Source organism: Brevibacterium jeotgali (assembly GCF_900169175.1).
Classification (GTDB): Bacteria; Actinomycetota; Actinomycetes; order Actinomycetales; family Brevibacteriaceae; genus Brevibacterium; species Brevibacterium jeotgali.
Genome location: NZ_FXZM01000019.1, coordinates 1 through 21,599, shown reverse-complemented (window position 1 = coordinate 21,599; position 21,599 = coordinate 1). Strand labels below are relative to the sequence as shown.

General features: G+C 68.1%; 16 protein-coding genes. 5 read left to right on the top strand and 11 right to left on the bottom strand.

The genetic code is table 11. The features are described from left to right. Window positions 1–2,408, top strand: a 2,408-nt coding sequence (locus BJEO58_RS14065) for a CapA family protein (protein ID WP_180951977.1), incomplete at its 5' end; no start/stop codon positions are given. 11 nt (window positions 2,409–2,419) lie between these two features. Further along, window positions 2,420–3,871, top strand: a complete 1,452-nt coding sequence (locus tag BJEO58_RS14060) for a UDP-N-acetylmuramoyl-tripeptide--D-alanyl-D-alanine ligase (RefSeq protein WP_180951976.1) — start codon at window positions 2,420–2,422, stop codon at window positions 3,869–3,871. An 81-nt stretch (window positions 3,872–3,952) separates the two neighbouring features. Here the strand turns inward: BJEO58_RS14060 and BJEO58_RS14055 are convergent, their stop codons facing one another. The 7 genes from BJEO58_RS14055 to BJEO58_RS14030 form a co-directional block, all read right to left on the bottom strand. After that, window positions 3,953–5,992 carry an acylphosphatase gene (locus BJEO58_RS14055; protein ID WP_180951975.1) on the bottom strand — a complete coding sequence of 680 codons (2,040 nt, stop codon included), beginning with the start codon at window positions 5,990–5,992 and terminating at the stop codon, window positions 3,953–3,955. Beyond that, on the bottom strand, window positions 5,985–7,166 hold the full coding sequence (locus BJEO58_RS14830; RefSeq protein ID WP_144573902.1) for an ATP-binding protein: 1,182 nt from the start codon (window positions 7,164–7,166) through the stop codon (window positions 5,985–5,987). The genes BJEO58_RS14055 and BJEO58_RS14830 overlap by 8 nt, the downstream gene beginning before the upstream one ends. A gap of 117 nt (window positions 7,167–7,283) precedes the next feature. Continuing rightward, window positions 7,284–8,471: a sugar-transfer associated ATP-grasp domain-containing protein gene (locus tag BJEO58_RS14050; protein WP_101590094.1), complete on the bottom strand. Its 1,188-nt coding sequence runs from the start codon at window positions 8,469–8,471 to the stop codon at window positions 7,284–7,286. A 17-nt stretch (window positions 8,472–8,488) separates the two neighbouring features. Next, window positions 8,489–10,621, bottom strand: a complete 2,133-nt coding sequence (locus tag BJEO58_RS14045; RefSeq protein WP_101590093.1) for a glycosyltransferase — start codon at window positions 10,619–10,621, stop codon at window positions 8,489–8,491. Further along, window positions 10,618–11,052, bottom strand: a complete 435-nt coding sequence (locus BJEO58_RS14040) for a hypothetical protein (RefSeq protein WP_101590092.1) — start codon at window positions 11,050–11,052, stop codon at window positions 10,618–10,620. The genes BJEO58_RS14045 and BJEO58_RS14040 overlap by 4 nt, the downstream gene beginning before the upstream one ends. Continuing rightward, complete coding sequence (locus tag BJEO58_RS14035; protein WP_101590091.1) at window positions 11,049–12,602, bottom strand: asparagine synthase-related protein; 1,554 nt, start codon at window positions 12,600–12,602, stop codon at window positions 11,049–11,051. Before BJEO58_RS14035 ends, BJEO58_RS14040 begins: the two co-directional genes overlap by 4 nt. Continuing rightward, window positions 12,599–13,768, bottom strand: coding sequence for a glycosyltransferase family 4 protein (locus tag BJEO58_RS14030; protein WP_101590090.1), 1,170 nt, complete (start codon window positions 13,766–13,768; stop codon window positions 12,599–12,601). The genes BJEO58_RS14035 and BJEO58_RS14030 overlap by 4 nt, the downstream gene beginning before the upstream one ends. Before the next feature lie 91 nt (window positions 13,769–13,859). On the opposite strand from BJEO58_RS14030, the gene BJEO58_RS14025 reads away from it, so the two are divergent. Then, the gene (locus BJEO58_RS14025; protein WP_101590089.1) at window positions 13,860–15,119 is read left to right on the top strand and encodes a nucleotide sugar dehydrogenase; all 1,260 of its coding nucleotides are present in this window, start codon (window positions 13,860–13,862) and stop codon (window positions 15,117–15,119) included. A gap of 24 nt (window positions 15,120–15,143) precedes the next feature. Here the strand turns inward: BJEO58_RS14025 and BJEO58_RS14020 are convergent, their stop codons facing one another. From BJEO58_RS14020 to BJEO58_RS14010, 3 genes are all read right to left on the bottom strand, one after another. After that, entirely contained in the window at window positions 15,144–15,707 is a 564-nt protein-coding gene (locus BJEO58_RS14020; RefSeq protein ID WP_101590088.1) for a GtrA family protein, read from the bottom strand. 123 nt (window positions 15,708–15,830) lie between these two features. Next, window positions 15,831–16,868, bottom strand: coding sequence for an acyltransferase family protein (locus BJEO58_RS14015; RefSeq protein WP_180951974.1), 1,038 nt, complete (start codon window positions 16,866–16,868; stop codon window positions 15,831–15,833). Window positions 16,869–16,986: 118 nt separating this feature from the next. Beyond that, window positions 16,987–18,708 (bottom strand): formate--tetrahydrofolate ligase, encoded by a 1,722-nt coding sequence (locus BJEO58_RS14010; RefSeq protein WP_101590086.1) that lies wholly within the window; start codon window positions 18,706–18,708, stop codon window positions 16,987–16,989. A gap of 135 nt (window positions 18,709–18,843) precedes the next feature. On the opposite strand from BJEO58_RS14010, the gene galE reads away from it, so the two are divergent. Next, on the top strand, window positions 18,844–19,806 hold the full coding sequence (gene galE, locus BJEO58_RS14005; protein WP_101590085.1) for a UDP-glucose 4-epimerase GalE: 963 nt from the start codon (window positions 18,844–18,846) through the stop codon (window positions 19,804–19,806). An 83-nt stretch (window positions 19,807–19,889) separates the two neighbouring features. Continuing rightward, window positions 19,890–21,149, top strand: coding sequence for a CDP-glycerol glycerophosphotransferase family protein (locus tag BJEO58_RS14000; protein WP_246076144.1), 1,260 nt, complete (start codon window positions 19,890–19,892; stop codon window positions 21,147–21,149). A gap of 38 nt (window positions 21,150–21,187) precedes the next feature. On the opposite strand, the gene BJEO58_RS13995 is transcribed toward BJEO58_RS14000, so the two are convergent. Then, on the bottom strand, window positions 21,188–21,487 hold the full coding sequence (locus BJEO58_RS13995; RefSeq protein WP_101590084.1) for a hypothetical protein: 300 nt from the start codon (window positions 21,485–21,487) through the stop codon (window positions 21,188–21,190). Window positions 21,488–21,599 lie beyond the last annotated feature (112 nt).

Below are 21,599 nucleotides of genomic sequence, written 5' to 3'. Positions count from 1 at the left end.
GCCGCGACTACAAATGGGCCTCGAACGCCCAACGCAGCTTCGCCGCCAGCGTCACTGCAGCCGGAGCAGACCTCGTCATCGGCCACGGAAGCCACATGGCGCAGGAGATCGACATCCACAACGGACGCCCCCTCCTCCACGGCATCGGCAACTTCGTCTTCAACTCAAACGGACGCTACGGAAAGATTGGTGTCCCGCCGATCAGCATCGCAGCGGGTCTCGACCTTCGTGCAGACACGACGAGGCTGCGCCTCTACCCCATCCATACGGACAATCGCACGAACGGTTTCAGCGGACACCCTGCCACAGAAGAGGAATTCGCGGACTTCTATCACACTGCGCTCCTCCGCACGAAGGACTCCGCAGCGTTCCTCAAGGCTGTGGACCCCGGTCAGGACGACATAGGCCGCTACCTCAGCATCGACCTCGACCAGCGCCACCGTGCACGAGTCAACCGCCGCCACAGCGGTAGTGGGACGAGCCTCACTGTGTGGGAGGAGCAGCCGGAGACCATCAGGTTCGACCGGAGTCTCGACAGCACCGCGATCATGTTCGAACGCGAACTGGCCAAGAGGGGCGCCTCCGTCGACAGGCTCGGGACGAACTTCCTCATCGGCGAATCTGCCGACGGACTGGCTTTCGCCACCCTGAGCACGAGCACGAATCACACCGGAGTTCCCGGTGCGAACGCCGCCAAGCGCAAGAACGTGGCCCGAACACTGCTCGCACGCGCGGGAGTGCGGGTTGCGGAAGGCCAGTTCTTCCGCTCGAAGGACGAGTTCTCTGAAGCCGTCGCGTTCCTGGAACGCTGGGGCGCCGTCGTCGTCAAGCCTGTCGACGGCAACACGGGGCGCGGCGCGACGGTCGGAGTCACCGACGTCGAGGAGCTGCGCAGTGCATGGGGGGCGGCGTTCGCCAAGACATCGACCGGGGTGCTCGTCGAAGAGCAGTTCCGCGGCGACGACATCCGCATCAGTGTGGTCGCCGGAGTCGCCTATGCCGCGAACAAGCGTGTCCCCCCGCATGTGATGGGGGACGGCACGAGCACGATCCGTGAGCTCATCAACGCAAAGAACGACGAACGGTACCAGAACATCCATCTGCACGGGAAACCGATCACCCTCACGGCGTTCCGCCTCGACCGACTCGAACGTGAGGGACTCACACCTCTCTCCGTGCTGCCTGCGGGAACGACCTACATCATCGACCACAAGGGCAATCTCGCCACAGACGCGGAACCGGTCGACATCACTGACGAGATCCACCCCTCGTATCTGCGCGTTGCCGAACGCGCGGTCCGCGCCTTCCACAGCGTCGATATCGCGGGGGTCGACTTCCTCGGGACGGACTTCTCACAGCCGGCGACCGCGGACAACCACATCGTCATCGAGGTGAACACGATGCCCGACATCGGTGGGCATGGCAGCGCAATCGAGGGAACTCCGCGGAACGTCGTCGGACCCGCGGTCGATTCCCTCCTCTCCTCTCCCCGTATCGGCCCCTTCCGCCCACGCATACGAAAGCCGGACAATCCGGAATCCCCTACGTCCGCACGACTGCTCGCTGCGGAGTTCGCGGCTCGCGGCATGACGGTCGACTGGATCACCGGAACGTTCTTCCTCGCCACCGGAGACGACAGCACCCACAGCGTCTGGGGCTCGTGCACGGGACGAACCGGCCAGGTGGCTCAGTTGTGCAGCCGCAGGCAGGCACATGCGCAGGCTCTCCTGCAACGCGCGGGCATTCCCACCGCGGAAGGCCGGGTGTACACCGTCGGCGAGGAGACCGCCGCGCGGACGTTCGCCGCTGGGCTGGGGGCCACGACACTGCGCGCGTCGGACCGCGCACTCGTCGATGTGGATGGAACCGACAGCGCGTCCTTCACCGTGGGGTGGTCGCAGCTCGAAGAACCGGGTCAGCGGTTCGGCATCAGTGTCTCACGCCGCCACGAAGGCACGCGGCTCCGTCTTCTCGTCGCCCACGGACGCGTGATCACGGCTCTGACCACAGGTACCGCAGAGCCTGAAGATGTACTCCCGCACGTGGATCCATCCCTTCGAGCTCTTGCCGCCGCAGCGGCCGCGGCTTTCCCCGGCCTCGACCTCAGCGAAGTGACCCTCACAGCGAGATACGCCTCCCGCACGGCGGCGCGCGGCGAGGTCGTCGTCGATCAAGTGCTGAGCGGACCCGACCTCGTCACGCATCACGTGGCGGCCGCCTCTCGCGGCGAGGACATCTTCCAGACGATCGTCGACCTGCACCTAGGAGATGAGTCCACCGCACCCGAGCTGGAGTTCGCATGGTCCGAGCCCACCCGCCAACTGTCGGACCACGTCCGGTCCGCGGCCGAGCAGGCGACCCGGCACACGCGCGGCTTCGTCCGCATTTTCAAGCGACGCCTGACCTAAGGAGAGTTCATTTGCGCGCACACGACCTTATCGACGCACTCGGTGCCTCGCCCGGAATCGAGTACCAGGGCAACTCGCGCCAGGTACTGCGCGGATTCACGGATCGATCCTCACCCACAGGAGTACGGCGCCGGTTCTTCGTCCTGGTCGACACCGGGTGGACCCGGAAGTCCCGACAGAAGCAACTACCCGAGGGAACTCTGCCGGAGGACGTCATTTCTCAGGCATTCGCGAACGGGGCCTCCGGAGTCGTGTGCTCGCCCGATCTACAGGGGTCACCGGTGCTCGAAGGCCGGAACGTGTTCTTCACCGACGCCACATTCGACTTCTTGCTCCGTGCAGCCGCCTACACTCGCAACTCCCTCGCGGAGCACACCATCACAGCAGTGACCGGATCGGCAGGAAAGTCGACGACGAAAGCGATGATCGCCCACGCGCTCAAGGCCCTCGACGCCGGCAGTGTGCTAGCCACTACCGGGAACACCAACCTCGCGCAGCATGTCGCCTCGCAGCTGACCCGTTCACACCGCAACGTGCACACCGTCCTCGAAGTGGCTGGATCCGCCTTCCCACGATTCGAGCCCCGCGGTTTCTCTGTTTCACCCGACGTCGCTATCATCACCGCGATTTCCGAAGCCCACCTCGACTACCTCCACGACCTCGAATCAGTCGCGCGCATCAAGTCGGACCTCTTCCTCGCACCTCCGCCCGGCGGCACTGCTGTCGTGAATATCGATACCCCCCACTCGGATCTCCTCGTGGACCGCGCCCACAGCGAGGGTTGGGCACTCGTCACATACGGAGAGTCTGAGTGCGCAAACCTGCGACTCGTCGACTACGCACCGGCCGAAGGCCTCGTGGTCGCGCAGGTCGATGGAGAAATGGTCCGATACGCCGTCGGTGCGCCCGGTCGCCACATGGCGCTCAACAGCCTCGCTGTGATCGCTGCCCTGCGCGGGCTGGGTCTTGAACATTGGAGGGACGGCGTCCGAGCACTCTCGACCTTCGCCCCGCTGAGCGGCCGGGGTGCAGCTGCAGAGGTCGCTCTCGCGTCAGGAGCGCGCATCACGCTCATTGATGAGGCGTACAACGCCAACCCGGTGTCGATGCGCGCGGCACTCGATCTCCTCTCGTCCAAGACCGTCGAGGACGGTGCGAGAAGGATCGCGGTTCTGGGTGACATCCTCGAGCTCGGCGACAGCGCGGACCAGATCCACAGGAGCCTCGCGGACGCTGTGCTCGGAGCCGACTCCCACGAGGTCCACCTCTTCGGAGCACATATGGCCGCCCTCTACGCCGAGGTGCGCGACCAAGGGATCGTCGTCCACCACTGGACGGATCTCGAGGAGATGGCTGCAAGCCTTCTCGCACACCTGCGCACCGATGACATCGTCCTGACGAAGGCATCCGGGGGGACAGGTCTCACAGATCTCGTGCAGAAGATCGCGCGCACCAGCTCCTGATCTCACGGGCGAACAGTGAGCGCTCTCGGGTCACCCGAGAGCGCTCTGCCTGCAGGGATCCGGTATCCAGGGCAGGACCCGTCAGCTGCGCAGTCGCTGCACGATCCCCTTCGCCCGAGTCAGGGGCGACTCGTTCGTCCGATCATCGACGAAGTCGTCAGCCTCGAACGGGTCGATGTGCGTCGTCGTCACGGACGACGGAATCGAACGCTTCGGCCCCTTGCAGGCGAGGTACACCAGCGCTGACACTGCGTCAGCATCGCCGGTGACCTGTACCGACACCGATTTCCTGCCGGTGTTCTTCACGACTCCGCGCACTCCGAGGCGGCGGGCCCGCGAACGCAGCCACCTGCGGTAGCCGACTCCCGTGACCCGCCCCTTGATCTCCAGACCGAGAGACAACTCATCAGCCCTCTCCGGCGGAAGCGGGATGCCGTAGTCGCGCGCTGTCGCTTCGAAGAACAGGCGGGCGACCTCAGTCGGTGTTCCCCACATCGGGTACTGCGCACTGCCGATCGCAGCGTGTGCGTTCAGCTCGATGACGGTTGCCTGCTGTTCCGACATCGGCTTCGCAGGGTCCTCGATCAGCATGTCGAGTCCACAGAAACCCAGGCCGGGCACGGCTTCGACGGCTCGCGAGGCGACTTCCTTGATCGAGGGGTGCAGCTGGTCGACGACTTCGAAGCTGTCGCCGCCCTGCGACAGGTTGGCAGAGTTCGCAAGTGGCACCAGCACACCCGACTCCGGAATCGAAGCGGGCGACAGGTCTGCTTGTGCGAGCTGGTACAGCAGTGCATCAGAGTAGGTGATGAGGCGCGAGCTCAGATGCGGGTTGAGCTTGCGGGCGCGGTTCTTGTACTCGATGAGGTCCGCGATGGTGTGAAGGCCGTCCCCCACGACTGACGCGGGAGCGCGCACGACGGAGGCGACCACCTCTCCGTCGATCACGACGATCCGGTAGTCCTCCCCCGGCACGTGCCGTTCGATGACGAAATCATCATCGCCCAGTTCGCTCTTGCGGTAGAGCTCGAGAGCGTCGACAAGGCTCTCTCGCGACCGGATATCAGCGACGACACCGATCCCTCGCAGGCCGGCGACCGGCTTGGCGACGACCGGATAGCCAATGCGGTCGGCGAAATCGAGAGCCTTGTCGACGTCGTGGACGGAGAAGACTCTGCCGGCGGGAACCGGAACGTCCACCCGTTCGAGCAGTCGCCTCGTCGCCTCCTTGTAGCTGCAGATCGACAGCGATACACCACTGGCGATCGGCGACCGACCCCACTTGAAGTTCACGCGCCGGCCCTCGTGGTCGCTCACGACGAACGTTCCATTGGGGAAGCGCGTGCTCACGAGTCCGTACCGGAGTGCTTCGCGCTCCAGCAGGTGTCCCTTCGTGCCGTCCTTCGGAAGCGGCTCGATCGCTGCGGCATCGGGAAACTCGTTCGCCGGCTCGCCTGCATGCTCCGGCGGCGCGGGAGTCGGCGCCACGACGTACGCGCCCAACCGCTCGAGGTAGGTCTCGTAGAACTCCTCGAGGGACGTGTCGGCCCAACTGCCGGTGAAACTGGCAGCGGTCAGCGTGCCGGACGGATTCCCAGACAGGATCCCCTGGGCAGCGATCCGCAGCGCGGCGATCCCGGCGATGCGATCACCTCGACGGTCTGGCTCCGTGTCGAACGGTCGCCCTTTCAAGACGTTCACACCGCCCTGCAGGACATGGCGCGCTGCGCGCTCGATCTCCTTGCCGCGGCGCCGGGTCTTCCTGGTGGTCGCTTCGTCCTTCGTGCGACGCTGCTCCTCCACCAGCGGTTCGACGAGCTTCATGAGCTCGCCATCCGCTGACTCCGCATCGACGAACGAGAACTCAGTGCCCTGCACCAGATCGACGAGTTCCTCCGTGAGCTTCCACGCGTTCCCGCCGGCACGGTAGCGATCGTCGTCGTCGCCGAGGTCGACGTTCGCCAGCACAGCGGTGGGGGTTCCGTCGACGCTCGCCTCGACATGGGCGACGACCATCGGGGCGAGCTCCTCATCAGGAACGCCCTTCACCCTCATGACGCGGATGACATCGAAGCGCACTGCGGTCGCGGTGACCGTGTCGCGGGGGATGGTGTCACTCATTCTCGTCCTCGCTCTTGAACTCGATGCTCGATGCCCGGTCGGTGGTGAGGTCACCGGACAGAAGCAACTCACCGTATGCGGCAATGGTGGAGGGGGTCCCGGACATCGAGAGACGCAGGTTCCCCAGCACATCGTCGATGTCCACGACCTGCACGCTCAGCCCCAGGGCGTCGGCACGGACCGGGAGTTCCTCGGCAGTCGCCTCGGCGTCCCGCAGCCCTTCAACGAGCGCGATGCCCGACACATGCGTGCGGGTGGAGGACAGGTCAAAGCCGGCCAGGCGTGCTTGGAGTCGGATGATGGCGTCGGAAGCGATCTCACCCAGAAGCTCTCCCGCCGTCACATATGTCTCCAGACGCGGCCTCTCGGACACCTCCGTCACGAGTGCCTCACCGCCGTCAGATCGGTAGTCATCGCTGACGATGTCCACGGTCCCCAGTGCCAGGCCGGGGGTCGCCTGTGTCGCCGCGACCGCGATCTCCCGGATCCGCGGGTGACACTGCTGTGTGACGTCGAGAACACCGAGGCCCGTGCTGTCGTCCAAGAGGACCGAGACCACGGCGTCGTCTCCGCAGACCAGCGTCCGCACGACCTGCCCCGGGACCTGCTTCTCGACGAGGAACCGCGTCCTGAGAGGCGCGACCTCGTTCCCTTCGTCATCGATGTCGAAGCCCAGGCGGGTCGCGGCATATCCCGCGATGAGCGGGTTCGATCCCGGCGACCGGTCCTCCGGCCGCGTCAGACGCAGCTCATGAAAGGCGGAGGCGACCCCTTGCGCGGACCGCACCCCGCGAATCGCACGGCTGGGGTTCTCGCCCTGCCCCTCCTTGACGACCACGGGGTATCCGATCTCCTCGGCGAACGTCGACGCAGACCGCACCGTCCTCCAGCTGAAGGTCGCGCCCTTCGGCACAGCGACACCGGCACGTTCGACCATGGCCCGGCGCAGTCGGCGGTCCTGGGCGAACGTCACGGCCGCGACCGTGGAGGACTCCGGCACACCGTGCGCGAAGGACACCTCTGACGGGACGGCCCGCTGCCGGCCCGCCAGCAGCACCTGCCTGGGCAGCGCGAGGACGTTCAGACCGTGCGCCAGTGCGGCGCGGTGGACGTGGTAGCCATCGAAGAGGTGGGCGGGCATCTGGCTGCCGGCGACGCCGATTGCTTCTGTCACTTGACGATCCTCACGAAGTCGGAATCCGTTGCGCTGCTGAAGGGGAACGAACCAGCGATCATTCTACAGATGGGCCTGTGACCGGACGGTGTGTGAAGGATGGCGCCGACGCCCACGTCAGACCTCCTCCACAACGGGGACACTGTCCCCATTCTCCACCGGCGCCTCCGCCAGCAGCCGGGTCTTCACACCGCGCTTGCTGTAGTAGTTCCGCACCCGCGGATCGTCGAACAGCGGCGCGTGCGACTGCATGACGTTCAGTCCGGTATTCACGTTCGCCTCGAGGACGACGGGGCCCTCCGGTGAGATCACGATGTCCCAGCCGATGTACTCCATGAAGGACAGCGACCGCGCGGAGTGCAGGACCAGGTCATGCACCTCCTGCCACAGCGGTACGCTCACGCCGGTGATCTGCGCACCGTTGTCCGGGTGCGTGTCGAACCATTCCTTCACGTCACCGTCCGGCAGCCGCGTCGCCTGTCCCAGGCGGCCGGTCTCCAGATCCACACGGGCGCTCAGCCCTCCCCGGGTCCAGTTGTCCGCGGGAGCGGAGCGCCGGCAGCCGATCCGCTGGACCGCCATCGCGATGAACGGCTCGTTGTTCTTCTCCAGGTCCACCATCGTGAGGACGCGCAGCGTGTTCACGGAGTCGGCGAAGAGCGCCGCCTGATCCGGGTGCTGGACCAGCCCGCGTTCGACGATCATCGGCTTCTGCACAGCGGTGAAGACAGCCTCGGCGGACTTCCTGGTCCGCTGCACGCCGTCGACCGCCCACGTCGTGTCCGACGTCTTCTGCACCGCGTGGATGTTGTTGCCCTCTGCACCTGCGAGGACCTTGAAGAACACCGTCTCCTCGTGCTGCATCGCATCGAGGTAGTCCGCGACGGCCATCCGGCCCTCTGCAGGGAAGAAGTGCACGAGCCCGCGCGAGTAGACACCGATCAGCTCCGGCGAGCGGATGTCCATCGACCGCAGCAGCAGATGGGTCGACAGCTTGTTGTTGATGATGTCCTGCAGTCGTGCGTGCACCATGTTCTTCGTGCGGAAGTACCGGTGGACGTCCGTGACGTAGCGGTTCGGGTCAGCACCCTGATCCAGTTCGTAGAGGACGGCGCTGCGGGACAGGAAACCCTTCAGCCACCAGCGCGGACGTCGCTTGGCGAACGGCACGTCCCACTGCATCTCCTTGCGCCACAGCTTCTTCAGCGCGATCTGGAAGACCCGTGCGGCCCGATACTTGCGGAACGCCCATCCGAACGGCGCCCTGATCCGCGTGAGTGCGGCACGTGCAGGGTTCTTCGACAACTGGTGCTCCTTCGGTCTCAACGGCGGCCGGCCGTCGCGGTCAGAATCGAGAGGACGGGGTCCGGATCGCCGGCGACGAGCGTTCGTTCGAGCACAGTCACCACGGCGGCACCGGTCCGGCGCACCGTCTCCTGCAGCCGCTCGTCCAGATAATCGGTCCACCGTACAGCGGCATGGTCGTCCCACTGGTGGACGGGGATCATCGTATCGAGGAATACGCCCCGTCTCGAGGCGGCCGCCGCCCAGCTGCGGGGCGCCAGCACCGCGGGCCGGAAGCGTGACGTGATCTGCGCCTGCGCGAGCACCGCGTCGAGTGTCGCCTCGGGGTCGACCGCCTCTGACGTCACGACGATCAGGCCCACCGGCGCATCCGGCGCGACATGGGAGAACACGGCCGGCACCGGTCCCGCGCCCGCGGCCCGGCGCGCCCCCCAGACCCGCACCTCGCCGACTGTGTGCAGAGCACGCTGCGCCGCGGGCCGCGCCCACTGCGGCGTGTGCCTCCGCGCTCCCCCGACCACGCGTCCGGCCGTCCGGCGCACCGCCGCGTATGGACCGCGTCGCGATCCGGAGCGGTCCCTCACGAGCGGACGCAGCCGCCACTGTGCGCCGGCGTCGCGGCTGAGGACGGACAGGTCGACGTCCGCGCCCAGCCCGCTGGTGAGGCCCGTCGCCGAGGTCCCGGCTGCTCCCGCCCCCGGCGCACGCCGGTCTGTCCCGTCGTCCCACACGATCACGTGCCCCGCCCGGTGGGCGCGTGCGAGGTGCGCGACCCGCCGCGCGTCGACGGTCCCGGACTCCACCGGCGCGTCGACGACGAGGTCGTGACGCTGAGTGCACACGACCGGCGGCGCGGTGAGCGAGCCGCGCAGCTCAGCGACGGCCTCGGCGATCCGTTCCTGCGACGGGTCCCCGGGCACGACGAGCAGCGCGGAGGCCGCTGCCGGCGGGGTCTTCCGCTCGCCGCCCGTCCCCACCGGTTCCTCTGTCCCCACCGGCGCTTCCGTCGTCGCAGGCTCGCCCGTCGGCGCACCGGCGAACGCGGCCAGCCGCTCCCGGTGCGCCTCGTAGCTGAAGCGCTCTCGCACTGCGGCGAGCCCCCGCTCCCGCTGCGCGGCCAGGGCTGCGGGATCCGCAGCCAGGCGGTCGACGATCGCGGTGACGTCCTGCGGCGCGCCGTACAGGCACGCGTCGCCGAACACCCTCTCCATCTGCGGCGGGACGATGCACACGGCGCCTGCGGCGAGCCCCTCGAGCACCACCCGTCCGAACGCCTCGACGAGTCCGGGGTGGTGGAAGTAGACGAGGAAGTCGATCCCCGCGAGGAACCGCGGCACGGGCACGGAGCCGAACGGCAGCGAGGTCCACCTCTCCGGCAGGCCGCCCAGGATCTCTTCCGGCGCCTCGGTCCCGCCGAGCACGCGGACCCGGTAGCGCGGGTCGTCGGGGTAGGCCGCCAGGAGGTCGTCCCGGGTGTCCGGCCACTTCGACCAGTGCCCGCGGCTGTGCCGTCCGAGGACGGGCAGGTCGCCCACGAGCCCGTCGCGCGGACTCGACCACACGGGAGCGTCGATGATGTTGACCCAGTCCGCCCCCACCATCGGCACCTGGGACCACGAGGCCACGATCGCGTCCCGCACGAGTGGGCCGATCGGCGCCCAGACGGGCGCGTGCCCCAGCGCGCGCTGCGTGGTGCGGTGCACCGTCTCCACGTCGTAGTAGGGCTCTGTCGCGCGGTCGTCGACCGGCACCTGGTTCGCGATCATGACGGTCGCGTCGACGGAGACGTCCGGCAGATCCTCCGGCACCGTGGTGAACAGCGTGGGATGGCGCACCAGCAGGACCTTCGCCCGCACCCGCTCGTGCGGCAGCACCAGCTCGACCTTCCCCGCTCGCAGCACCTCGACGATCCTCTGTGCGAAGGGGCGCCTGCTGCGCTGCACCGGCGAGGGCAGGTGGATGAGCGCCGTGCGGTAGCCCGCGCGGTGCTGCGCCTCGATCTCCTCCACGACGCTCGCAGTCGATCCGCCCGGGAACCTGCAGTCGGTCGCCATGAGGACGTCGAACTCGCGTACGCCGTCTCGCCGGTCGGATCCGCCGCGGCCGCCGTCCAACTCCTCCGAGCCGTGGCTCGCATGCGCGGTACTCATCGTGTCCCCATCCGTTCGTAGGCCCATCGCACGGGCGCGAACCCCCGCAGCACGTTCCGCACCCTGCGTCGCAGGGTGCGCGACTCGACGCGCGGCACCCGGTCGATCCAGTCATCGACGGCGTCGGGAGACGCGTCGGGCACGCGGAGGACGCGTGCGGCCCCCGCCCGGGCCGCGGCCTCGGCGGCGGTCGCGTCGTCATCCGTTGCGATGAACCGTGCCAGCGCGACCGGAGTCGCGTCCAGATCGGTGAGCGCCGACGCGAGCGCGACGGTCTGGAGACCGCGGACGTCCGCGTCGATGAGGATCCGGACGAGTCCGGGACCGAGGTCCCCAGGTCCCCCGCAGGAGGGTCCCGGGACGATGACGGCGGTGACGGCGGGGCCCACCGTGCGGACCGCGTCCGCACGCACGTGCGCGTGAGTGCTCACGACATCAGCTCCTCGACTCCCGGCCCCGTGATCCGGTCACCGTACGCATCGAACCAGAGGTTCAGCATCGCGAGGCTGCGGAGGAGGTGCTGCGTGCCGGTCCGGCTCAGCAGCCGCCGCCAGTGCGCGGTCCCCTCCTCAGCGAGGCCGTTCGCGAGCAGCGCCGCAGCAGGTCCTTCGGTCACGAGGCGGCGCAGGACGTCGACCGATTCGTCGGCGGTGATGCGCCGCGGGTGGGGGCGCGGCCACGGGACCATGCTCTGCGCGGTGGGCATCGCGGCCAGCTGCGGGTCGAGCAGTGCGGTCAACTGCGGGTAGAGCGCCCCGCCCGCGTGCGCGGCGGCGGGGATCCGCAGGGCCGCGCGGGCGACCTCGTCGGCGAGGAACGGCGTCGCCACCGGGTGGTCCTGCGCGACGAGACCGTACGGCGATTGGCTGATCCCGGGCAGGGTGCGGTTGAGGTAGGCGGTGAACGTCGCCTCGAACGGGTGGTCCGCGATCTCCGGCCATGCGACGTCGAAGGCGTCGAACGCCGCGCGGGTGCGCTCCTCGATCCCGCGCACGACGTCGGGGCGCAGGACATGGTCCGCACCATTCAGATACTTCATGAGCCCGGCGACGCGGGAGGCGCGGTCATCGCCCGCGGTGAAATCCCCGCCCAGCATGAGTCCGCCGCCCAGCCCGTCGAGCACGAGGCCGTCCGTTCCGGCGATCCGCTCCAGCAGCGGGACGAGCCACACGTGGTAGGACGTCTGGTGGTCGACCGCGTCGACGAAGGCGCGGACATCGGAGCAGAAGCGGTCGACGCGCGGGACGACGATCTCGTGGTCGATCCCCAGGCGGTGCGCCACCTGGGCGGCGATGAGCTCTTCGAGGACGATGCCGGTGTCCGACGACGTGGTGTACGCCCGCAGCGGAGTCTTCGCCGCGCGGCCCGCGTAGAGCGCGAGGATCCGGGAGTCCCAGCCCCCGCTCAGCAGCGAGAGGAAGGAGTGATCGTCCGCCAGCTGATCCAGCACCGTGGTGAGCGCGTCCGCCACGTCCTCGATCCGTGCGGACGCATCGGGGGCGACGTCCAGCCACGGCCAGTGCGCGCGCTCGAACCGGACCGATCCGGCCTCCGCGATGACTGATTCCCACGGCTGCAGCCTGCGCACGCCCTGGAAGGTGGTCTTCCCGCCCAGGGGAGCGCCCACGGCGAGGACATCGGCCCACGCGTTCCAGTCGGCCCGCACCGGACCGCTCGCCGTCAGTGCCGACAGCCGCGACGCGAAGCGGGCGCTGCCGCCGTCGGCGGCGACGTAGACGGGCACGGCGCCGGAGATCCCTCCCAGCAGCTCGTCGCGCTCCGCGCCGCGCCGGATCACCAGCGCATCGGCACGGCGGGCGGTCTCCGCGTCCTGCAGGTGGGCGGCGTGCAGCGTCCGCGGCGCCCACGCCGCGGTGTCCGCGTCGATGCGTGCCGTGCCGTCGCCGGCCGCAGCGCCGGGCACTGCAGCGCCGGCCGCGGCGCCGGGCCCCAGTGTCCCCGTGATGTGCTGTGGGCTCACGCCCCGGACCTTCCGCGACGGCGTCCCAGCACCCGTTCCACCGTGGACTGCGGACGACGGCGCTTCGCGAGGTCCAGCATCCGCGCGTCCTCGAGCGCCCGGACGAAGTCATGGGCGTCCGAGTTCCAGTCGAGGTGCGCCTTGGCGTAGTCGTACCCCGTCCGCCCCAGACCGGCCCGCTTGTCGCGGTCGGCGGCCCAGTCCCTCACGACCTCGGCCGCGGCCTCGACATCGTCGAACGGCACGACCGCACCGCACTCCGCGTGCTCCACCAGCTCCTTGGGCGCCCAGTTGGGCGTCGTGATGACCGGCAGGCCGTGCGCCATGTACTCGATGACCTTGGTGGGCTGGGAGTTCGTGTAGTTCGGCTCGTCGTGCAGCAGGCTCACCCCGGCGAGCGCGCCCCGCAGCCGGCGAAGGGCGAGGTCGTTCGGCATGAAGCCGCGCCAGTCGACGATCCCCTCGTCCGCCGCGGCACGGAGCTCGTCCTCGATGTCGCGCTCCGCCGGTCCGATGACCTCCACCGTCACCTCCGGGACGCGGCGGGCGAGTTCGATGAGCTCCGCCCCGCCCCGCGGTCGCGTGACCTTCCCGAGGTAGACGACCCGGTCGCCGCCGGGCTCCAGCGGCTCCTCAGCGGGGACCCGCACGGAGTTGGGCACGACCGGATGGATGCGCGTGAAGCGGTCGCGGTACCCGTGCTCCGCGAGCAGCAGGCGGAAGTTGAACTCCGCGTACTGCTCCGCGGCGACCGCGCCGGCACTGAGGATGGGCCGCAGTTTGGGAGGGGCCCAGTCCCGCATGTGCAGGGCGGAGGCGGTGTCCTCGTGGACGTCCCACACGACCGTCGCCTTCCGCCACGGCAGCGCGAGCACGGCCAGCAGCAGATCCGGGTCGTGGATGAGGATGACGTCGACGGTCCTCGACATCGCGCTCAGCAGGGTGCGGGCGGCGCGGACCGCGCTCAGCCGGCGCTTGCCCTTCGCCCGCGGCAGATCGATCCCCCACACGCCCTCCGGCGGTGTCCGGTCGAACGCCTTGAACGGCGCGGCGTACGCGACGTCGTGCCCCGCGTCGACCAGCGCGGGCAGCTGCCGGTGACGGATCCTCGCGTCCTCGGGGTCGTGCACGACGGTCGCTACCAAGATGCGGAGGGGTGGGGCCATGCTTGGTAGTGTACTGATCGGCACGATGCCAGTTGAACGTCCAGAATGCGCCGCGCGTCGGAGCGTTCGCACCACCGTCTGAGGAGCCGCCGTGGCCGTAGATGCAGTCGTCATGGGACTCGGATACGTCGGCATGCCGCTCGTCCACGCGGCGGTCCACGCGGGCCTCACGGTCGCGGGCTTCGACGTGTCGCGCACGGTCGTCGACGGGCTCATGGACGGCCGCTCCCACATCGACGACCTCTCCGACGACGACGTCGCGGCGATCCGGGAGCGCGGCTTCCGCGCGACGTCCGACGAGGCGGTCCTGGCCGACGCGGACGCGATCGTCATCTGCGTGCCGACGCCCCTGGACGAGGACACCCGCCCCAACGTCGGCGCGGTCGAATCCGCCGCACGCGCCATCGCCCGCAACCTCACCCCGGGGACCCTGGTGGTCCTCGAATCGACCACGTACCCCGGCACCACGGAGGAACTGGTCCAGCCGCTCCTGGAGGAGTCGGGGCTGCGGGCCGGGGTCGACTTCCACCTGGCGTTCTCGCCCGAACGCATCGATCCGGGCAACCCCACCTACGGGCTGGTCAACACCCCGAAGATCGTCGGCGGGCTCACGCCGCAGAGCACCGAACGCGCGCGGGCCTTCTACGGCCGCTTCGTCGACACGACGATCGCGGCGAAGGGACCCCGCGAGGCGGAGACGGCGAAGCTCCTGGAGAACACGTACCGCCACGTGAACATCGCGCTGGTGAACGAGATGGCGCAGTTCTGCCATGAACTGGACATCGACCTGTGGAACGCGATCGACATGGCGAGCACCAAGCCGTTCGGCTTCCAGGCGTTCTACCCCGGGCCCGGAGTGGGCGGTCACTGCATCCCGATCGACCCGAACTACCTGTCATACAACGTGAAGTCCCGGCTGGGCTACCCCTTCCGCTTCGTCGAGCTGGCACAGGAGATCAATTCCTCGATGCCCGCGTATGTGGTGAGGCGGGTCCAGGACATCCTCAACGACGATGCCAAGGCGCTGCGCGGTGCGAAGATCCTGCTGCTGGGCGTGACGTACAAGCCGAATATCTCCGATCGGCGAGAATCCCCCGCGATCCCACTGGCGGAAGCGCTCCTGGAGCACGGAGCCGACCTCTCGTACCACGACCCCAACATCGACGAGTGGACTGCTGCGGGAAGGCAGGTCCCACGCGCTGACGACGCTCTGCGTGCGGCACCCGACGCGGACGTGGTCGTCGTCGTCCAGAACCACCGGGAGTATGACATCGACGCGCTCGCACGCGTCTCGAAGCGGTTCCTCGACACCAAGGGGAAGGTCACCGCCGACGGCGCGCAGCGCCTGTGACGCGGGCTCAGCGAGACGCGGAGCTCAGCGGGACGGCTGGTCGAAGCCGTCGGTGGCGACGACCTCGGCGGCGGGGTCCTGTGCACCGCGGTCGGGGAACACCCACGTGCGGTAGGCCCAGAAGCGGAACACCATCGCCAGGCCGATGCCGATGACGTTGGTGGAGATGTTGTAGGAGACCGGGTCGTGGAGGCCCAGCAGGTACCACGTGACACCCAGCGGTGCGACGACGATCACCATGCCGATGAGGTTCACGACGACGAACTTCCACAGCCCCGCGAGGGTCGAGCCGGAGTCCCGCTGGCCGTAGGTGACGAAGCGGTTGCCCACCCAGGCGACGGCCATCGACACGATCGTGGACACGACCTTCGCCTTGATGGGGCTGGCGACCAGCAGCGCCGGAACCCCCAGGAAGCCGAAGAGCAGGAGGTTCGACAGTCCCACGTCGACGAGATAGGCGATGCCTCCGACGGACAGGAACGACAGGACCTCGCGGAAGAGCCGACGGCGGTCTGCCCAGCGCTGCGACCAGGTGACCCGCTGCTCCGGTGTGGGCGCTCCCGCGGGCTCGCGTCGCCGTTCCAACATCCCAGTCCTCTGTCGTCCGGTCGCCCGTCGCTCGCTGCGAGTCGTCACCGAGTGCGGCCGACGGGTGGATACCGGAGCACTCTACGCCTTGGAGCGGACGCGGAACACATGAGGCACGCCGACTCAGCGTGCGTTCCGCGCAGGGTCGGGCGGGGTATGAGCGCGTTCGCGCGGGGTGAGGAGTGAGGCGATCGCGGCCGCGGCTCTCTTGGGCGGGGTCGAGACGATCCAGTGGACCGGCTTGGACGACAGCGCGAACGCGATGCCTCCCGCGGCGAATCCGCTGATGACGACCGCGCCGATCTGCACCGCGTGGCCGTAGCCGCCGGAGAAGAACTCCGCCAGTGCCGGAGTCAGCGCGATGATGAGGAAGCCGTGCAGGAGGTAGACGGACAGCGATCGCTCGCCGATCACGGTGAGGGGACCCCTCATGTCCGGGACTGCCGCGAGCAGCGCGAGGATCGCGAGGAAGGCGATGAGCGTGAGACAGGCGCGAATGAGGATCCCGCGCGGATCAGAGACCTCGAGGTGGTCGAAGTTCCCCGAGCCGTACAGCCAGCCGGCGTCCGTGCCGGCGACGAACAGCGCGAGCAGCGGCAGGAACGCCACGGCACACCCGGACACACGCGTCCAGAGCGGAAGATCTGCGGTGAGGGCGAACAGCTTCGCTCCATACACCTTGCCCACGACGAAGAACGGCCAGAACACCAGCGACCTCGAGATGGAGAGCTCCGACCCCGCGAACGGCAGCACTCCGGCGCAGATGCCGACCACAGCTGACACCGCGACCAGCGTCCGGGGGAAGCGCTCGATGAACGGCACGGTGAGGGTCCACCAGATCAGTGCGAGCAGGAACCACATGATCCAGTGCGGGTCCGTCCAGCTCCATGCGAACGGGTCGCCGATCCGTCTCTCCGCCACGTAGTAGAGGGCCTGGAACGCGATCAGCAGAATCACGAAGGTGGCGATCCGCTCGATGAGGCGCGTCGACCTCGCCGTGATCCCGGCGAGGAAGATGAATGCCGGCATGTGGAATGCATAGATGACGGTGTAGGCGAGGTTCGTCAGCCCGTCATCGAGCCCGATGCGGGGAAGCAGATGGCCGAAGACAACCAGGAGGATGAGGACGCCCTTCGCGATGTCCAGTCTGCTGTCCCTCACGCGCATGGGATCAGACCTTTCCTCAGCGGCCCGCGCCAGGTCCAGCTGGAGCGGTGACATGGCGGGGACTCACAGCCGTCGAGTCCGATCCACACACCAGCGGCTGACCGATGGACAGTCAGAACAGACCCGAGATCGTCCCGTCATCCGCCACATCGATGCGGTGCGCAGCAGGATCCCTCGGCAGTCCGGGCATCGTCATGATGTCGCCGCAGATCACCACGATGAAGCCTGCGCCTGCGGACAGACGCACATCGCGGACTGTGAGCACGTGGTCCTTCGGCGCTCCGCGGAGCGCGGGGTCGGAGCTCAGCGAGTACTGCGTCTTCGCGATGCACACGGGGAGGTCCCCGTGCCCCTCCGCGGCGAAGCTGTCGAGCTTCTTCTGCACAGCAGGCGGAACCTGCACCGAGCCGGCCCGATAGATGCGCGTGGCGATCTGCTCGATCTTCTCCACGGGAGGCGATGCGAGGTCGTACGAGTGGCGCGGATGGCCGCCCCCGCGCTCATCGTTCTCCGACGCTGCGGCAATGACGGCGTCGGCGAGGTCCAGGCATCCTTCGCCGCCCTTCGCCCAGTGCTCCGCGGATTCCGCTCTCACACCGAACTGCGCGAGATGGGCGATCGCGGCCTCCACCTCGGCGTCAGTGTCTGAGGGGAACCGGTTGAGGCTCACCACCGGGGTGAGCCCGTAGACGTCCTGGAGGACCGTCAGATGATGTTCGAGGTTGGCCATGCCGTCGAGCATCGCGTCGACGTTCTCCGTCTCCAGGTCGGCCTTGTCCACGCCACCGTGGTACTTGAGTGCACGCACAGTGCCGACCACGCACACGACGTCGGGCCAGATCCCCGCGGCGCGGCATTTGATGTCGAGGAACTTCTCCGCTCCCAGGTCCGCGCCGAACCCCGCCTCCGTGATCGTCCAGTCCCCCAGCGCCATCGCGGTGCGGGTGGCGAGCGCACTGTTGCAGCCGTGGGCGATGTTGGCGAACGGTCCGCCGTGGATGAACGCGGGAGAGTGCTCGAGGGTCTGCACGAGATTGGGTGACAGCGCGTCGCGCAGGAGCGCCGTCATCGCACCTGCCGCGTCGATGTCCTCGACCGTGACGGGGGTGCGGTCGCGCGTGTGGGCGACGACGATGCGGGACAGCCTCTGCCGGAGGTCCGCGATGCTGGTGGACAGGCAGAACACTGCCATGACCTCGCTCGCGACGACGATGTCGACGTGATCTTCCCGCGGCACGCCGCCAGTGACCCCGCCCAGCCCGATGGTGGTGTTCCGCAGGGCGCGGTCATTGAGATCCACGACGCGGCGGATGTGGACCCGGCGGGGGTCGATGTCGAGCGGATTCCCATGGTGCATGTGGTTGTCGAGCATGGTCGCGGCGAGATTGTTCGCCAACGCGATCGCGTTGAAGTCACCGGTGAAGTGCAGGTTGATGTCCTCCATGGGGACGACCTGAGCGTGACCGCCGCCGGCCGCACCGCCCTTCATGCCGAACACCGGCCCCAGGCTGGGTTCGCGCAGTGCCAGCACCGCCTGCCCGGTGGGTTCGTCGCCTGCTGCGGTGCGGCGCCGATTCCGCTCATTGAGCCCGTCGGCGAGGCCGATGCTGGTCGTCGTCTTCCCCTCGCCCGCCGGTGTGGGGCTCATCGCCGTGACGAGCACCAGACGTCCGGGGCTCCGCTCCTGTTCGGCCTGCTCGAGGACGGACAGCGGCACCTTCGCCTTCGTCCAGCCGTAGGGGACCAGATCGTCAGCAGGCACACCCAGGGTGTCCGCGATCTCCGTGATCCGCTTCAGCGACGCTGCCTGTGCGATCTCCAGATCGATGCTCATAGGGCCATTCTGCCTGAGGCGGCCGGTGCACGACGGTGTCGACCCGCACCTCGAGGGCATGCACCTCCGGCGAGTGATCGCTAGTCTGATCGGAGCACCGCCCCGTTCCCGCACCGCGACACCGAGGATCACGCCATGAAGCTGCTCGTCACCGGAGGAGCCGGGTACATCGGCTCTGTCGTCACCTCCCAGCTCCTCGATGCAGGACATGACGTCACCGTCCTCGACGATCTCTCCACAGGGCACCGCGAGGCCGTCCCGGAGGGCGCGGACTTCATCCATGCGCGCATCCACGACAGTCGGCCTCACCTGCTCGGACGAGGCTTCGAGGCCGTTCTCCACTTCGCTGCGAAGTCCTTGGTGAGCGAATCGGTCGCCGCGCCCCAGCTCTACTGGGAGAACAACGTCGCCGGGACCTTCGCCCTCGTAGAGGCCATGCGCTCAGCGAGCATCCCCACCGTGATCTTCTCCTCGACCGCCGCGACCTACGGAGAGCCTGCAGACTCCCCCATCACCGAGCAGACCCCCACGAACCCGGTGAATGCCTACGGTGCCTCGAAGCTCGCGGTCGATCACATGCTGGGTTCGTACTGCAGGGCCCACGGTCTCGCAGCGACCTCGCTCCGCTATTTCAACGTCGGTGGGGCCCGCGGCCGGTTCGGGGAGCTGCATTCGCCGGAGACCCACCTCATCCCCAACCTGCTCAGCGTCGCCGCCGGCCGCAGCGACGCGTGCAGGATCTTCGGCACCGACTACGCGACCACCGACGGCACCGCGCTCCGCGACTACCTCCACGTCACGGATCTGGGCCGCGCACACCTGCTTGCGCTGGAGGCCTCGACGGCGGGGGTCCACCGCATCATCAATCTGGGCACCGGCGAGGGGTACACGGTCCGGCAGGTGCTCGATGCATGTCGCACCGTGACCGGCCACGCCATACCGGCGGACGAAGAGCCACGGCGGCCGGGGGACCCGACCTCACTCGTCGCGTCCAACGTGCTCGCACGTGAGGTCCTCGGGTGGGCTCCTGAGCTCGCGCTGGAGCAGACGGTCGCCGACGCGTGGGACTTCATGCAGCGCGTCGATGCAGCGCGCTGAGGCCCGCAGCCGCACCGGCAGTCCGCCGCACCGCGGGTCACTACACTGAGCCAGATGGTGAGACGACTCGAGGAGGGACCGCGATGAAGGCTTGGGCGCAGTCACAGGCACAGGCTCTGGTGCGCTCACGCGCGTGGACGGCGACGAGCGCGTGGATCCGCGGTGGTCGGAAGCGTGGGCGCCCCGCAGGCCACGAGATCCATGGGATCCCCGTCTCCGCACAGATCGTCGCGTACTTCGGAGACAACGCGGAGAAGACCTACCAGCTGACGCAGTGGCTGCCCGTCCTCGAGAAGCTCAATGAGCACCACCCCGTCCTCCTGGTCTTCCGCAAGCTCGGAGCGCTGCGCGAGGTGAAGGGCACGACGCAGCTGCCGATGGTGTTCGTGCGCCGGTTCGAGGATCTCGCCACCCTCTACTTCGAGAACGACTACAAGCTCGCGATCTACGTCAACAACGGTGTGACGAACTTCCAGTCCCTCTCCTACGCCCCCATGGTCCACGTGCATGTGAATCATGGCGAGAGCGACAAGATCAGCATGGTCTCGAATCAGGCGAAGGCCTACGACAAGACGCTGATAGCGGGCCGGGCCGCGCTCGAACGGCATCGGGCGGCGCTCCTCGACTTCGACGAATCCAAGCTCATCGCGGTCGGACGACCGCAGTTGGACGTCCCGCGCGAACCCGACCTGCCGCCGTCCGGACTCCGCACGCTCATGTACGCGCCGACGTGGGAAGGCGAGAACGAGTCGAACAACTACACCTCCATCGACCGCTACGGCGTCGATATCATGAGGGCTCTGCTGGACGTTCCCCGCTCACGTGTCCTCTACAAGCCGCATCCGCGCGTGGAGGACACCACGGATCCGGACATCGCTGAAGCGGATGCACAGATCCGTGCACTGATCGAGGAGGCCGGAGAACCGCACTCCGTGAAGATGCAGGGAGACATCCTCGCGATGTTCACGGACGTCGACCTGCTCGTCACGGACATCTCCAGTGTGGGCCTCGACTTCCTCTATCTGCGACCTGAGAGCCCGCTCCTCCTCACCGATCGACGGACGGACGCCCCGCAGCTGCACCGAGATGCCCCGATCAGCCGATGCACACCTGTCATCGACGCGGGGTCGATCGCGGGGGTCGACGAGATGGTCCGTGCTCAGCTGGAGGCCGACGAGCATCGCGACGCTCGGTCGCGCATGCGGACCTTCTACTTCGGCGAAGGAGGCATCGGCACCTCCACGACGGCGTTCCTCACGACGATCACAGAGCTCGTCGAGGAACGGGGGCGGAAGCTCGCTGCCTTCACCCGGCAGTCGAGCAGCATGGAAGCGACGGACTGACGTTCCGCGGCGCTGCCGGAGTCTGGATCTGCTCCGGCTCAGACGCTCTGGTCCAGGGTGAGGATCAGGTTCCCGCCAGCGGTCGAGCGCAGGCGGCCGCGGCCGCCGAGTCCGCTTCCGGTCGCCTCTGCGATCACAGACTCCTCGACTGTCACGCGGCGCTTGGCCCGCGCACCGGCGGCGAGCAGCCAGAAGTCGTATGTGCAGTGCGAGCCCACTCCGAGCCGCTTCGCAGGAATCCGGGCGGAGAACACGGTCGATTCCGAGCCGCCCTCCATCACCACCGGGATCTCGAAACCGAACGTCCCATCGGAGGATGCGATCCTGACTTGGCTCACGTCTGCGGGTTGGCGCGTTCCGTAGCTCTGTGACCTGGGGTGATGTTGGGCCTGGGGGTGTGTTTCACGCACTAATCGGGGTGCTCTAGGCTCGTCGGGTGGCGTTCATCAG

What these genes read in the sequence shown, in the direction of transcription:
- BJEO58_RS14055 (WP_180951975.1), bottom strand. Translation starts at nt 5,992, where the DNA reads ATGAGTGACACCATCCCCCGCGACACGGTCACCGCGACCGCAGTGCGC.
- BJEO58_RS14045 (WP_101590093.1), bottom strand. Translation starts at nt 10,621, where the DNA reads ATGAGTACCGCGCATGCGAGCCACGGCTCGGAGGAGTTGGACGGCGGC.
- BJEO58_RS14030 (WP_101590090.1), bottom strand. Translation starts at nt 13,768, where the DNA reads ATGGCCCCACCCCTCCGCATCTTGGTAGCGACCGTCGTGCACGACCCC.
- BJEO58_RS14020 (WP_101590088.1), bottom strand. Translation starts at nt 15,707, where the DNA reads ATGTTGGAACGGCGACGCGAGCCCGCGGGAGCGCCCACACCGGAGCAG.
- BJEO58_RS14010 (WP_101590086.1), bottom strand. Translation starts at nt 18,708, where the DNA reads ATGAGCATCGATCTGGAGATCGCACAGGCAGCGTCGCTGAAGCGGATC.
- galE (WP_101590085.1), top strand. Translation starts at nt 18,844, where the DNA reads ATGAAGCTGCTCGTCACCGGAGGAGCCGGGTACATCGGCTCTGTCGTC.
- BJEO58_RS14000 (WP_246076144.1), top strand. Translation starts at nt 19,890, where the DNA reads ATGAAGGCTTGGGCGCAGTCACAGGCACAGGCTCTGGTGCGCTCACGC.